Here is a 12,732-nt window from a genome sequence, read left to right as displayed (position 1 = left end):
CGTTCTCCAATCTTGCCGGATCAAAGGCCGGCAGCTTGTCAACGTATTGAGCGGAAACCCGCCCTTATGTAGTTGCCAGAGGCGTGTTTTTCACCCTGGCGGCAAGGAGAAAAATGGTTATTGCCAATTTTTCCCGGTCTTTCATGCGGCCTCGCCGGAGATTTTCCGGCGCCCCGCGATCTTCGCAAATATCTCGACCGTGCGGTCGATATCGTCTTTCGTCGTCGTCGCCCCGAGCGAGATGCGCAAGGCGCCCGTCCTGGCGTCCTGCCCCATGGCGGTCAGCACGTGGCTGGCGCCGAGTTTGCCGGACGAACAGGCAGCCCCCGCAGAGAGCGCAACGCCCTCCAGATCGAAGGCGATCTGGCCGGTTTCCGCCTTCAGACCCGGCAGGGTGAAGAAACTCGTATTGGCGACCCGCCCGACAGCCTCGCCATGAATGATGAGATCGGCGGCCGCGTTCCGCATGCCTTGTTCCAATCGGTCGCGCAAGGCGCCGATTGCCGCATTTCTGGCCTCGATCCCGGTTCGCGCCCAGACGGCGGCGGCACCGAAACCGGCGATCGCAGCCACATTCTCGGTCCCCGCCCGATGGCCCTTTTCCTGGCCGCCGCCGCGGATCAGCGGGGCGGGCATCAAGGTCTCGCCACGGGCGATCAGTGCGCCTGCCCCCTTCGGTCCACCCAGCTTGTGGGCGGAAAGAATGAGGAAGTCGGCACCGATCTCCTGCACATCGAGCGCGATCCGCCCGGCCGCCTGCACCGCATCCACCAGCAGCAGGCCGCCGTGCCTGTGTACGATCTGAGCGGCGTCGCGGATCGGTTGGATGATGCCGGTCTCGTTGTTGACCGCCATTACAGCCACCAGCGGCAGGCCCTTTGTCGCATCATGGGCCGAAAGCAACCGCTCCAAGGCTTCGAGATCCGTCAGCCCGGCAGCGGTGACCGGAATTTCGCTGATCTGCTCGGCGCCGAATCGTCCACCCTCGCGCACGGCCGGATGCTCGATCGCCGAGACGTATAGCCGGCCGATCGACAGCGGCGCCTTGCCCATGCGGAAAGACGGCGTCAGCACCAGATTGGCGGCCTCGGTGGCGCTCGCCGTGAAGATGACATTGGCGGCCGTGGCACCAACGAGGGAGGCCACTTCGCGGCGCGCCGTTTCGATCACCGCCCTGGCGGCGCGGCCCTCGGCATGCACGGAATTGGGATTGCCCGTCAGAGCGAGTGCATCAACCATGACGGAGCGCGCCGCCTCCATCAGGGGGGCGGTGGCATTCCAGTCGAGATAGATGCGCTCCTTGGCCATATCGGGTCCGTGTCGCGCCCGCTGGCAGCCAGCAAGCGCATTTTCCTTGAAATTTCCGTCGGGCTTGTCCTATGACACCTTCGACCTTGGATGGACAGCCACCCAGTTTCGAACAATTCTAAACTGGGTTTTATGAAAGTTGACTGACTTCGTCAAGTCAGCTGACAGGAATGCTTGTCCAGGAACCACAGAAATTTGCACGGACCGGAGTTTCAATGCCTGAAGTGATTTTCAACGGCCCGGCGGGCCGCCTCGAAGGACGGTACCAGCCGTCCAAGGAGAAAAGCGCGCCGATCGCGATCATCCTGCATCCGCATCCGCAGTTCGGCGGCACGATGAACAACCAGATCGTCTACCAGCTCTTCTACATGTTCCAGAAGCGCGGTTTCACGACGCTGCGCTTCAACTTCCGCGGCATCGGCCGCAGTCAGGGCGAATTCGACCATGGCGCGGGCGAACTGTCGGATGCGGCCTCGGCGCTCGACTGGGTCCAGAGCCTGCATCCCGATTCGAAGAGCTGCTGGGTCGCCGGCTATAATTTCGGCGCCTGGATCGGCATGCAGCTTCTGATGCGCCGGCCGGAGATCGAGGGCTTCATCTCGATCGCGCCGCAGCCCAACACCTATGACTTCTCCTTCCTCGCCCCCTGCCCGTCGTCCGGCCTGATCATCCATGGCGACGCCGACAAGGTCGCGCCGGAAAAGGACGTCCAGGGCCTGGTCGACAAGCTGAAGACGCAGAAGGGCATCCTGATCACCCAGAAGACGCTGCCCGGCGCCAACCACTTCTTCTCCGGCCAGACGGAAACGCTGATGGCCGAATGCGAGGACTATCTCGACCGTCGCCTCGAGGGCGAACTGGTACCGGAACCCGCCGCCAAGCGCATCCGCTGATTGGCGGCCCGCGAACTTCCAAGAGACGCCGGTCGACAGACCGGCGTTTTTTGTTGCACGGATTCTGCCGGCAAGGGGCAGGATCGGCACAACCGGCGTTGACAAAGCACGGCAAGATTGTTCTGACTTGAACAATAGTCACCTGATTTTTCAACACGTCCTCAGATCTGCCAATATGCCCGACGCCCTGTCATTCGATGCGATCGGCTTTGCCGGTGGCGGAAACCGCTGCTACTGGCAGAGCGGCTTTTTCCTGTCGCTGAACCTGCGCTATCCGCAGCGTCCATCCTACTACGTGGCAGTGTCGGCGGGCGCCTATCACTGCGCGATGAACCTGGCCGGTATTGGCGAGCGGGTCCGCAACGCGGCATTCAGCTTCGCCGAACGCAATATTCCGGACCTCGACTGGGCGGCGCTGAAGGAGCGCCGTTCGCCGCTCGTCGTCGGCGGCCTGTACCGGCAGTTCTTGGCAGAGCAGTTCGGCGAGACGGAACTGGCGGCACTCAAGGCCGCGCCGCGAATGCTGATCCAGGTGGCGCGCCCGCCGGACTGGATGCCGGGCGGCCTTGCCGCGCTCGGCTCGATCGCCGCCTACCAGATCGAGAAACGCCTGACCGGCGGCGCCCATTCCAAGGCCGGCCGTTATCTTGGACTGAAACCCGTCTGGATCTCGACCCATGAGATTCCGACCGCCGCCGATCTGGTCGACGCGATGATGGCGACCTCGTCGGTGCCACCCTTCATGCCGGTCGGACGGATCGCCGAGCGCGACCATCTCGACGGCGGGCTGGTCGACAATCCACCGACGATCCGGCTTTCTGAGACCGAAGCGTCGGGCGGCCGGACGCTGCTGCTGACCACGCGCTACGGCCGCCTGCCGCCGGCCTCGCCCAACCGCGTCGCGGTCGGTCCGAGCGAGGACATCCGCGTCAACAAGTTTACGGTTTCGGATGCCGCCGGCCTGAGGCACGCCTTTGAGGTGGGCCTGAGAGACGGCGCGACCTTCGCCAAGACCATGCCGAGACTATTTGACCGCTGACGGCGACCGGGCCTCGGCACGCGCCAGGACACCGCCGGTCACCGGCGCCTTAACCCCCGTGGTGCCGGGGAAGGTAAGCGGCAATCGTTTCAGCGAGCGCACGGCAAGATAGGCCCAGGCCTCGGCCTCCGTCGCGTCGCCGTCGAAACCGGCCTCTTCCGCCGTCAGGACGGTCGCGCCGCCTCGCGCGGCGATCTCGGTCAGGTCGGCCATTATGGTGCGGTTGAGCCGCCCGCCGCCGCTGATGATGTAGGTTTGCGGCGCATGGGGCAAATGCCCCGCGGAACGCAGAATGGCTGCGGCTGTCACATAGGCCAGTGTGCGGGCGCCGTCGTGCAGCCCCGCTTCATCCGATTGCGGCGGGCGAAAATCACTGCGGTCGAGCGAACGGCGCTGGTCGGTGGTGAAGAAGGGATGGTCGAGATAGCGCTCGGCGAGATCCATGAGAACCTGGCCTTCGGAAGCGATCCTCCCGCCCTGGTCGAAGGGCACGCCGGCATTGACCTCCACCCACTGGTCGATCAGCGCATTGCCCGGACCGCTGTCGAAGGCGAGGATTTCCCCCTCGGCACCGATATAGGTGAGGTTGGAAATGCCGCCGATATTGACGAAGCAGATCGGGCGGGCGGCCTGTTTGAGCGAGGCGGCGAGTGCCGCGTGATAGGCGGGCACCAGAGGTGCGCCCTGCCCGCCATGTGCCATGTCGTTGGCACGCATGTCATGGACCACGTCAATGCCGGTTTCCCGCGCAAGCAGCGCACCGTCGCCGATTTGCACGGTCAGCCCCTGGTCCGGGCGATGCAGGACGGTCTGTCCGTGAAAACCGATCACGTCGACCTCACCCGCCGACAGATTATGGGCACCGAGGAAGGCCTTGACCGCCCCCGCGTGACGAAGCGTCAGGTCGTGTTCCAGTTCAAGGAGACTACCCGGACGCGCCGAGCGCTCGGTCATCGTCCTGGCGTCTTCCAATCCCTGCTTCAGGCGATCACGAAAGGCCGGGTCATAGGGAATGATGAGAAATGGCCCTCGCTCGACGAAGCTTTCGCCGTCCGTTTCCAGCATGGCGACGTCTATCCCGTCCATCGAGGTGCCGCTCATCAGTCCGATCGCCCGCATCCTGCCACCCACAAGGTCTCTCCATCGATTCGAATGAATGTCATCAGCGTTATTCATGGCCGAAACGGGTGCACATTTCAAAAAACAATGCTAAAGCCGCCGGCAAATTCCCATTCCCGATACATTCCAGAAGGCCTGAAGGTCATGACGAAGTTCAAGTCCGATTTCCTCCGCACCATGCAAGAGCGCGGCTTCATTCATCAGATTTCCGATGAAAGCGGCCTCGACGACCTGCTCGCCAAGGAAAGCGTGACGGCCTATATCGGCTTCGACCCCACGGCGCCGTCGCTGCATGCGGGCGGCCTTATCCAGATCATGATGCTACACTGGTTCCAGGCCACCGGCCACCGGCCGATCTCGCTGATGGGCGGCGGCACCGGCATGGTCGGCGACCCTTCGTTCAAGGAAGAGGCCCGCCAGTTGATGACCGTCGAGACGATCGAGAGCAACATCGCCTCGATCAAGCGCGTCTTCGCCAATTACCTGGACTACGACAAGGGACCCAAGGGCGGCGCCCTGATGATCAATAATGCCGAATGGCTGCGTTCGCTCAACTATCTGGAATTCCTGCGCGACGTCGGCCGGCACTTCTCGGTCAACCGCATGCTGTCCTTCGACAGCGTCAAGACACGCCTCGACCGCGAACAATCGCTGTCCTTCCTCGAATTCAACTACATGATCCTGCAGGCCTACGACTTCGTCGAACTGGCCAAGCGCTACGACTGCCGCCTGCAGATGGGCGGCTCCGACCAGTGGGGCAATATCATCAACGGCATCGACCTTGGCCATCGGATGGGCACGCAGCAGCTCTACGCGCTGACCTCGCCGCTCCTGACCACGTCTTCGGGCGCCAAGATGGGCAAGTCGGTGAACGGCGCTGTCTGGCTCAATCCGGACATGCTCTCGGCCTATGATTTCTGGCAGTACTGGCGCAATACCGAGGATGCCGACGTTCCGCGCTTCCTCAAGCTCTACACCACCCTGCCGATGGCTGAGATCGGCCGTCTGGCGAGCCTCGGCGGTTCGGAGATCAACGAGGTGAAGAAGATCCTCGCGACCGAGATCACCGCGATGCTGCACGGTCGCGATGCCGCCGAGCAGGCGGCGGAGACCGCGCGCAAGACCTTCGAGGAAGGTGGGCTTTCGGAAAACCTGCCGTCGATTGACGTTCCCACAGCCGAACTCGAGGCCGGCATCGGTCTCCTGTCGCTGATCGTGCGCGCGGGCCTTGCCGCCTCGAACGGCGAAGCCCGTCGTCATGTCCAGGGCGGCGCCGTGAAGATCAACGATGCCGCCGTCAGCGACGAACGCATGGCGATCGGCATGGGTGAGATGACCGGAGACGGCGTGATCAAGCTGTCACTCGGCAAGAAGAAACACATGCTGGTGCGCTCCGTCTGACAGGATGGCGCCGGGCGTTTCCCCGCTCGGCCATCGCCACGGAGTGGCGAGGCGCCACGACATGCTGCGGCCGGCCCGACCAAAAAAAAGACGTCGTCCGGAAAATAAATTTATCGGCCTTCCGACCCGATCAGCGCCTCGCTCCGCACTCTTGCTGTGTGAGGCGCAAATCCGGTCGCACGACAAGCGTCGGCTGCTCGCCATTCCGCAACCCGCGCATCGCCGGCCACCACTCTGTCGGCGCCCCGCGATTTTCTATTTTTCTCTTTTCGATCAGAGCCTTATATCCTGTTTCGCTCCAGCCGACTTGTGCCGGTTCGTTAAAATTCGAGCTAAACTTTCGACAAAATATAATAAAATACAATTTCAATTTTATACTTGTTTTATTCTCGTTCTCCGTTGTTTTGATTAGATTTAACCTCGGTTTTTACTTCGCAATTTTGCGAGAGATCAAAATCTCCCTGTCATTGTCTCCTCAACACGGGGAGACGACCAATGACAACAAAAAGAACTCTGGGTATTGGACTCTTGGCCATCGCAATGTCCGGCGCTCTCGCGCTTCCGGCCATGGCACTGCCGGCAAATATGCGGGTTGTCGGAAAGGCAAATCCGCCGATCGGCCACTATGAATTCTGCAAGACCTATGGCGGCGAATGCGTTGCGGCGAGCCGGGATGGCGGCCCAGCCCAGCTCACCGAAACGAGCTGGAAGACCCTGCTCGACGTCAACTATACGGTAAACAGCTCGATCACGCCGCTGACCGACCAGGACATTTACGGCGTCGAGGAGCGTTGGGCCTATCCGCGTACGGTCGGCGATTGCGAAGACTTCGCGCTGCTGAAGCGCAAGATGCTGATCGATCGCGGTTTCGCCCCGTCCGACCTCCTCCTCACCGTCGTCCTGCAACCGAATGGCGAAGGCCATGCCGTGCTGACGGTGCGCACCGATCACGGCGACTTCGTCCTCGACAACATGCGCAACAAGGTCATGCTGTGGTCCGAGACGGAATACACCTATCTCAAGCGCCAGTCGTCTGACGATCCGGGACGCTGGGTCAAGCTCCAGGACGGCCGGGCTACGGCCGTCGGTAGCGTCAACACGAACTGAGGCCGCCGCCCGACGCGGCAGCCCTCGAGCCCCTGGCCCGGTCCGTCCCCCGCATACCCCGTCCCCGACCGGAGCCAACGAGCCGGTCCCGCCATAAGCGGGGCCGGTTTTTCTTGCGCGCCCTTGCCCTGCCCGCACAGGCCTTAACCGCCCATTAACCATAGTCGCCGAGTGTCGATCTTATCGCGAAGGCGAGAATCGGCGGGGCGCGACGGTCGCCACCCGGAACGATACTGGCCCTTCGTTTGCCGTTGCCTCGGGGGCAGAACCATGGAAGCAACCCGCACCGCGAAAGAAACCGAAGATCAGGCACCTCTGGTCTCCGTTCGATTTCTGATCATTCTGACGGCGGCCGTCACAGCCCTTGCACTTCTGTCTCTGGCCATCAGCCTGCTCGGTGATCGCATCGGCGAACGCTGGTCACTGGCGGGCCACAGCGCCAGTGCCGAGCCTGTCGACGTCTCGATCGGCCTCGATCGCCTGCGTGTTCCCTCCAATGCGATCCGCTTCGAGGATCAGAGAAGGAGCGGCAGATCCGAGCGCCTCGACCTTTTCGTGCTCTGGCCGGAAATGACAGGCTACAGCAGGGAAAACCGCCGGCGTTTCGATGACCTTGCGCACGCAAAATCGCTGATCTTCCTGCAACTGTCGCAAAGCACGATGTCGCGCGACATGTCGGGACGGGTCGATCCCATTTACTCGCATCTCTTCACTGGAACTCCGGAAAGCGGCCCTTTCGGTCTTTCCCTCCATCGGTTCCGGGCCGGCACGGGGTATGATCGCGAAGTCCTCCTGACCGCGCCGCGGCCGGGGCAGGCCGACTACGCGGTGCGCTGCCTGCTGCCAGAACCCGGCGACCTGCCGAGCAATAGCGATTGCCAGCGCGACATTCATGCCGGACGCGACCTGACGGTACTCTACCGCTTTTCCAGCGAACTGCTTTCCGACTGGCAGCAGATCGACAAGGCCATCGAGGTCTATATCCGCGACCGTATCGTCAGCGGACCAACGTCCCCCAATCTGCCAATGCGCGGCAATTCGGCAACGAAAGATTCATTATAAACCTCTTGGTAAGGCTGTTTCCGTACTTTGGTCGGAGTGGTCGCGTGGGGGTGCGTCCGATCCGAAATTCAGCATGTGAAGAGTCTTGCGGTGAAAAATACATTCCGACGCCTTAATCTCGCTTCCCAGATGCGCAAACTGGCAGTTGCCGCCCTGGTATTCGTGACTGCATTGGGCATGAGCGCCTCACTGGCCGCAGCAAAGCCGACCTATGGCGGCATCGTCGTCGACGCGAAGACCGGCAAGGTTCTCTACAGCGAGAATGCCGACAGTCTGCGCTATCCGGCATCGCTCACCAAGATGATGACCCTTTACCTGACGTTCGAAGCTCTCGAAGCGGGGCGGATCCGCCTGGGCGACAAGGTGCCGGTCTCGGCCAATGCCGCCAAGGAGCCGCCGTCGAAGCTCGGGGTCGGCGCCGGTCGCTCGGTCACCGTCGAGCAGGCCATCCTGGCTCTCGTTACCCGTTCAGCCAACGATATTGCCACCGCGCTCGGCGAATTTCTCGGCGGCTCCGAACAGCGTTTCGCGCAGATGATGACCGCCAAGGCCCGCAGCCTCGGCATGACCAAGACCACCTATCGCAATGCCCACGGCCTGCCGAACACGGCGCAGATGACCACCGCCCGCGATCAGGCGCGTCTCGGCATCGCTCTTCGCCAGCACTTCCCGCAGTATTACGGCTATTTTTCCACCCGCAGCTTCAAGTTCGGCAAGCAGACCATCGGCAACCATAATCGCCTGCTCGGCGCCGTGCGGGGCGTTGACGGCATCAAGACCGGTTTTACCCGCGCCGCCGGGTTCAACCTGGTCACCTCAGCCCAGGCGGACGGCCGCTCGATCGTCGGCGTCGTCATGGGCGCGCCCTCGGGTGCCAATCGCAATGCGCGCATGACAAAGCTGGTCCAGGCCTATCTGCCGAAGGCTTCGCGCTCGGGCGGCGGCGACCTGATCGCCAAGATGAACACGTCGGTCGCACCGGCAGCCGCCGCAATGGCCGCCGAAGCCCCGAATATGGCTCTGGGCGTGCCCTCCCTGCCGTCCACCGGACCGCTGCCGGAAGTGCGCTACGAGGCAGCACCCGTCGCTTCGGCCTATGCCGCACCCGCCAGCCCCTCTGCCGCCGCGGCGGCGCTCGACGCCACGCGTGGAGCCGGACCCCAGCCGCTCGGCGCAGGCATGCCTGTCCCGCAGCCGGCCCCGGCCTATATGCCCGACAGCCAGGCCTCGATCGCGCCTGCCAGCGCGCCTCAGCCGGCGGCCCAGCCGGAAGCTGTGGCATCCGCAGACATCGACCAGACGACAACCGCCTCCACCCAGCCCTCCGGATGGGTGATCCAGGTCGGCACCTCGCCGGACCGGGAACAGGCCATGACCCTTCTGCGCAATGCGCAGGACAAAGGCGGAAAGGTATTGCGTTCCGCCACCCCCTTCACGGTCGCTTACAAGACCGGATCCGAGCAGCTCTATCGCGCACGCTTCGGCGGGTTCGGCGACCAGAAGATGGCCGTCAACGCGTGCAAGTCGCTGAAGAAGATAGGCATCGGCTGCTGGGCGGCGTCGCAGTAGCAACCGGTTTTCCACCTCGATTTTTGTATCGTGTACGAGGTATTCGCAATGGCATCGAACGAGAATCACTTCGATCTCGCCCCGACCCAGGACAATAGCGGCAAGGACGGCCGCTACAGCCTGCACCCGCTGCATGAGGCGGCCTATCGCCTCGCCGATCTCGGACTCCAGCGCAAGCGGGGCTCGCGGACCAAGGACCTGATCGGCCTGCTGCTCTGCCATGGCGCCCGCGCCTGGCGCTATTCGCAGCCGGAGGCAAGCATCCATCTTCATGTCTCGACGCATGGCGGCCGTCTTCCCGTCGTCCTGCGTCTGCGCTGAACCTCTCATTCTGGCGCCCGAGGAGGAAACCATGCCGCTCTATTCGCTGGGCAATCTCACGCCCAAGCTTCCGCCCTCGGACCGGTTCTGGATTGCGCCCGGAGCCCATGTGATCGGCCAGGTCGAGCTTGGCGAGGATGTCGGCATATGGTTCGGCGCCGTGCTTCGCGGCGACAACGAGCCGATCGTCATCGGTGCCCGCAGCAATATCCAGGAAGGCGTGATGATCCATACGGACCTGCACTTTCCGGTCATGATCGGCACCGGCTGCACGATCGGCCATCACGCCATCATCCATGGTTGCACGATCGGCGACAATTCCCTGGTCGGCATGGGAGCGACGATCCTCAACGGCGCGAGGATCGGCAGGAATTGCCTGGTCGGCGCCAATGCGCTGGTGACGGAGAACAAGGAGTTTCCCGACAATTCGCTGATCGTCGGCTCTCCGGCCCGGGTCGTGCGCAGCCTCGACGAGGCGGCGGCTGCAGGCCTTGGCCTTTCAGCGGAGAACTACGTGCACAACTGGCAGCGCTTCGCCCGCGATCTCAAGGAAATCTGACATCGCGCTCGCAGGCCTCTTCAGGCTTCAGACCGCACAGGCGGCGCACACGCCCCGCAACTCGATCGTCGTTTTTTCAGCCTTGAAGCGCTTGGACTTGGCCCAGTCCGCCAGCCGATGATCAATGGCGTGGTCGTGGAATTCCTCGACCCGACCGCATGTGTTGCAGATGGCGAAAGCCACCGTGCCATGGGCGCAGCAGTCGCTCTTTTGATGGGCGCAGGCGACGAAGGCGTTGATGCTTTCCAGCCGGTGCACCAAGCCGAACTCGACGAGCTTGTCGAGCGCCCGGTAGACCTGCAAAGGTGCCCGGAACCCCTTGTCGCGCAAAAGGTCGAGTATGCCGTAGGCCGATAGCGGCGCGCCGGTCTGCGACAGCGCATCGAAGACGAGCGACTGGTTCTTCGTCAGTTGCGGCTGGGTCATGGCATCCTCACGAGGCGGAATCGCCGCGCTGCCGGTAGGGCGACGGCAGGAGGCTGAACAGGAACAGAATGAGCGCCGCGACCACGATGGATGGGCCGGACGGCGTGTCATAGGTCAAGGAGCCGAACAGGCCGAGCACCACGGCGACAGCGCCGATCAGCGAGGCGAGGATCGCCATGACCTCCGGCGTCGTGGAAAAGCGCCGTGCGGCAGCGGCCGGGATGATCAACAGCGAGGTGATCAGCATGATACCGACGATCTTCATGGCGATGGCAATGACGAGCGCCATCAGCAGCATGAAGGCAAGGCGGGCGCGCTCGGGATGCAGGCCCTCGGCTTCCGCCAGTTCGGCATTGACGGTCGCGGCCAGAAGCGGCCGCCACAGCCAGGCGATCAGGGCCAGCACCAGCGCGCCGCCGCCCCAGACCACCGCAATGTCGGTGGTGGTCACCGCCAGGATGTCGCCGAACAGGAAGGCGATGAGGTCGATCCGCACCCAGGACATGAAGGCGACGAGGACGAGGCCGATCGCCAGCGTCGAATGGCTGAGTATGCCGAGCAGCGCGTCGGCTGACAGCGCCTGTCGCTTCTGCAGCACCAGCAGCAGCAACGACACCATCGCCGCCACGACGAAGACGCTGACCATGAGGTTCAGCGAGAGCAACAGCGACAGCGCGACCCCAAGCAGGGCCGAATGGGCCATTGTGTCGCCGAAATAGGCCATCCGGCGCCAGATGACGAAGCAGCCGAGCGGTCCCGTGGTGATCGCCAAGCCGATGCCGGCAAGGATGGCGCGCAGGAAGAAGTCGTCAAACATCGCGTGTCCCCGCGGCAGTCACGGCCTTGGGCGTCGGGTGCTCCGCATGGACATGATCATGGTTGGCGTGACTGTGGCCGGCGTGACTGTGGGCGGCGGCGTCATGGGTTGGCGGACCGTGCCCATCCTTTCCATCGCCGGGTCCATGGGAATGGTCGTGCCCCAAATGATCCTGGACCGGATGATCATGCGGGACGCCTCCGGCGTGCTGCGTGGGGGAATGCGCATGGGCGTGATCGCCATGGTCATGGTGATGACCGTCGCCGGCATGGCAATGGTCGGTGATCGTGCCATCCTCATGGCGCACCCGCCCGTCGGGCAGATGGGTGTGATCGTGGTGATGGCTGTAGACGGCGAGCGTGCGACCGGCGGCAGCGCCGAAGAGGCGCATATATTCCGGGCTGCGGCTGACGGCGGCCGGCGTTCCCCGGCAGCACACATGGCCGTTCAGGCAGATGACGGTATCCGTCTCGGCCATCACGACATGCAGGTCGTGCGAGATCAGCAGGATGCCGCAGCCGGCAGAATTGCGGATCGAGGTGATCAGATCATAGAGCGCAATCTCGCCGGCAAAATCGACGCCTTGCACCGGCTCGTCGAGAACCAGCAGGTCCGGCTTGCGGGCGATGGCGCGCGCCAGCAGCGCGCGCTGGAACTCGCCGCCGGAGAGATGCTGGACTTCGGCACCGGCGAGATGGCCGATGCCGACCGAATCGAGCACGGCGGCGATCTCCTTGTCGCTCAACCGCATGGTGAGCGTCATCAACCGCTTGACGGTGAGCGGCATGGTCCAGTCGACCGCCAGCTTTTGCGGCACATAGCCGACGCGAAATCCGGGCTGGCGCTCTACCCTGCCCTCGTCCGGCGACAGCACGCCGATCGCCATCTTGGCGCTGGTCGACTTGCCCGAGCCATTGGGACCGATGAGGGTGACGATTTCTCCGCGCCGGACGGAAAAGTCGACGCCGCGCACCAGCCAGCGGCCGTTGCGCCGGACGCCGGCACCCAGAAGCGTCACAAGGGGGGGCTCAGTCTTCAATGTCAATGCGGTCATGTTCGACCCGAAAATTTGCTGTTGCATGACCCTATGCCACACGTTATAGCATTACGC

At 63.3% G+C, this 12,732-nt stretch carries 13 protein-coding genes; 8 read left to right on the top strand and 5 right to left on the bottom strand.

Annotation, left to right across the window (positions count from 1 at the left end; translation table 11 throughout):
* Window positions 1–141: 141 nt before the first annotated feature.
* The gene (locus DYZ14_RS12085) at window positions 142–1,308 is read right to left on the bottom strand and encodes a cysteine desulfurase family protein (protein WP_154720906.1); all 1,167 of its coding nucleotides are present in this window, start codon (window positions 1,306–1,308) and stop codon (window positions 142–144) included.
* Between the two features lie 215 nt (window positions 1,309–1,523).
* Here DYZ14_RS12085 and DYZ14_RS12080 point away from each other — a divergent pair, with 215 nt between their 5' ends.
* Together DYZ14_RS12080 and DYZ14_RS12075 are read left to right on the top strand one after the other, a co-directional pair.
* The gene (locus DYZ14_RS12080) at window positions 1,524–2,201 is read left to right on the top strand and encodes an alpha/beta hydrolase (RefSeq protein WP_028735059.1); all 678 of its coding nucleotides are present in this window, start codon (window positions 1,524–1,526) and stop codon (window positions 2,199–2,201) included.
* 175 nt (window positions 2,202–2,376) lie between these two features.
* Complete coding sequence (locus DYZ14_RS12075) at window positions 2,377–3,240, top strand: patatin-like phospholipase family protein (protein ID WP_154720905.1); 864 nt, start codon at window positions 2,377–2,379, stop codon at window positions 3,238–3,240.
* Here DYZ14_RS12075 and DYZ14_RS12070 read toward each other — a convergent pair.
* Entirely contained in the window at window positions 3,226–4,371 is a 1,146-nt protein-coding gene (locus DYZ14_RS12070; RefSeq protein ID WP_232365519.1) for an anhydro-N-acetylmuramic acid kinase, read from the bottom strand. The genes DYZ14_RS12075 and DYZ14_RS12070 overlap by 15 nt on opposite strands.
* Before the next feature lie 132 nt (window positions 4,372–4,503).
* Between DYZ14_RS12070 and tyrS the strand changes: the two genes are divergently transcribed.
* The 6 genes from tyrS to DYZ14_RS12040 all read left to right on the top strand — a co-directional run bounded on the left by tyrS (window position 4,504) and on the right by DYZ14_RS12040 (window position 10,378).
* Window positions 4,504–5,760: a tyrosine--tRNA ligase gene (gene tyrS, locus DYZ14_RS12065; RefSeq protein ID WP_154720903.1), complete on the top strand. Its 1,257-nt coding sequence runs from the start codon at window positions 4,504–4,506 to the stop codon at window positions 5,758–5,760.
* A 495-nt stretch (window positions 5,761–6,255) separates the two neighbouring features.
* Complete coding sequence (locus tag DYZ14_RS12060) at window positions 6,256–6,867, top strand: transglutaminase-like cysteine peptidase (RefSeq protein WP_154720902.1); 612 nt, start codon at window positions 6,256–6,258, stop codon at window positions 6,865–6,867.
* A 270-nt stretch (window positions 6,868–7,137) separates the two neighbouring features.
* The gene (locus DYZ14_RS12055; RefSeq protein ID WP_154720901.1) at window positions 7,138–7,929 is read left to right on the top strand and encodes a hypothetical protein; all 792 of its coding nucleotides are present in this window, start codon (window positions 7,138–7,140) and stop codon (window positions 7,927–7,929) included.
* 177 nt (window positions 7,930–8,106) lie between these two features.
* Window positions 8,107–9,498 (top strand): D-alanyl-D-alanine carboxypeptidase, encoded by a 1,392-nt coding sequence (locus DYZ14_RS12050; protein ID WP_232365525.1) that lies wholly within the window; start codon window positions 8,107–8,109, stop codon window positions 9,496–9,498.
* Between the two features lie 48 nt (window positions 9,499–9,546).
* Complete coding sequence (locus DYZ14_RS12045; protein WP_115670107.1) at window positions 9,547–9,819, top strand: hypothetical protein; 273 nt, start codon at window positions 9,547–9,549, stop codon at window positions 9,817–9,819.
* Between the two features lie 31 nt (window positions 9,820–9,850).
* Window positions 9,851–10,378 (top strand): gamma carbonic anhydrase family protein, encoded by a 528-nt coding sequence (locus tag DYZ14_RS12040; RefSeq protein WP_154720900.1) that lies wholly within the window; start codon window positions 9,851–9,853, stop codon window positions 10,376–10,378.
* A 27-nt stretch (window positions 10,379–10,405) separates the two neighbouring features.
* Here DYZ14_RS12040 and DYZ14_RS12035 read toward each other — a convergent pair whose 3' ends face one another.
* From DYZ14_RS12035 to DYZ14_RS12025, 3 genes are read right to left on the bottom strand one after another with little or no spacing between them, the layout of a single operon-like run.
* Window positions 10,406–10,804 carry a Fur family transcriptional regulator gene (locus tag DYZ14_RS12035; RefSeq protein ID WP_154720899.1) on the bottom strand — a complete coding sequence of 133 codons (399 nt, stop codon included), beginning with the start codon at window positions 10,802–10,804 and terminating at the stop codon, window positions 10,406–10,408.
* Between the two features lie 7 nt (window positions 10,805–10,811).
* Window positions 10,812–11,621: a zinc ABC transporter permease subunit ZnuB gene (znuB, locus tag DYZ14_RS12030; protein WP_154720898.1), complete on the bottom strand. Its 810-nt coding sequence runs from the start codon at window positions 11,619–11,621 to the stop codon at window positions 10,812–10,814.
* Window positions 11,614–12,675: an ATP-binding cassette domain-containing protein gene (locus tag DYZ14_RS12025; protein WP_154720897.1), complete on the bottom strand. Its 1,062-nt coding sequence runs from the start codon at window positions 12,673–12,675 to the stop codon at window positions 11,614–11,616. The genes znuB and DYZ14_RS12025 overlap by 8 nt, the downstream gene beginning before the upstream one ends.
* Between the last annotated feature and the right edge of the window lie 57 nt (window positions 12,676–12,732).

The organism is Ciceribacter sp. T2.26MG-112.2 (assembly GCF_900492205.1).
Lineage (GTDB): Bacteria > Pseudomonadota > Alphaproteobacteria > Rhizobiales > Rhizobiaceae > Allorhizobium > Allorhizobium naphthalenivorans_A.
This window is presented reverse-complemented; position numbering and strand designations above follow the sequence as displayed.

Bases quoted from the DNA above. Each gene is read 5' to 3' on its own strand.
- DYZ14_RS12085 (WP_154720906.1), bottom strand. From the start codon at position 1,308: ATGGCCAAGGAGCGCATCTATCTCGACTGGAATGCCACCGCCCCCCTG.
- DYZ14_RS12035 (WP_154720899.1), bottom strand. From the start codon at position 10,804: ATGACCCAGCCGCAACTGACGAAGAACCAGTCGCTCGTCTTCGATGCG.
- DYZ14_RS12075 (WP_154720905.1), top strand. From the start codon at position 2,377: ATGCCCGACGCCCTGTCATTCGATGCGATCGGCTTTGCCGGTGGCGGA.
- znuB (WP_154720898.1), bottom strand. From the start codon at position 11,621: ATGTTTGACGACTTCTTCCTGCGCGCCATCCTTGCCGGCATCGGCTTG.
- tyrS (WP_154720903.1), top strand. From the start codon at position 4,504: ATGACGAAGTTCAAGTCCGATTTCCTCCGCACCATGCAAGAGCGCGGC.
- DYZ14_RS12025 (WP_154720897.1), bottom strand. From the start codon at position 12,675: ATGACCGCATTGACATTGAAGACTGAGCCCCCCCTTGTGACGCTTCTG.
- DYZ14_RS12040 (WP_154720900.1), top strand. From the start codon at position 9,851: ATGCCGCTCTATTCGCTGGGCAATCTCACGCCCAAGCTTCCGCCCTCG.
- DYZ14_RS12080 (WP_028735059.1), top strand. From the start codon at position 1,524: ATGCCTGAAGTGATTTTCAACGGCCCGGCGGGCCGCCTCGAAGGACGG.
- DYZ14_RS12050 (WP_232365525.1), top strand. From the start codon at position 8,107: ATGAGCGCCTCACTGGCCGCAGCAAAGCCGACCTATGGCGGCATCGTC.
- DYZ14_RS12055 (WP_154720901.1), top strand. From the start codon at position 7,138: ATGGAAGCAACCCGCACCGCGAAAGAAACCGAAGATCAGGCACCTCTG.
- DYZ14_RS12045 (WP_115670107.1), top strand. From the start codon at position 9,547: ATGGCATCGAACGAGAATCACTTCGATCTCGCCCCGACCCAGGACAAT.
- DYZ14_RS12060 (WP_154720902.1), top strand. From the start codon at position 6,256: ATGACAACAAAAAGAACTCTGGGTATTGGACTCTTGGCCATCGCAATG.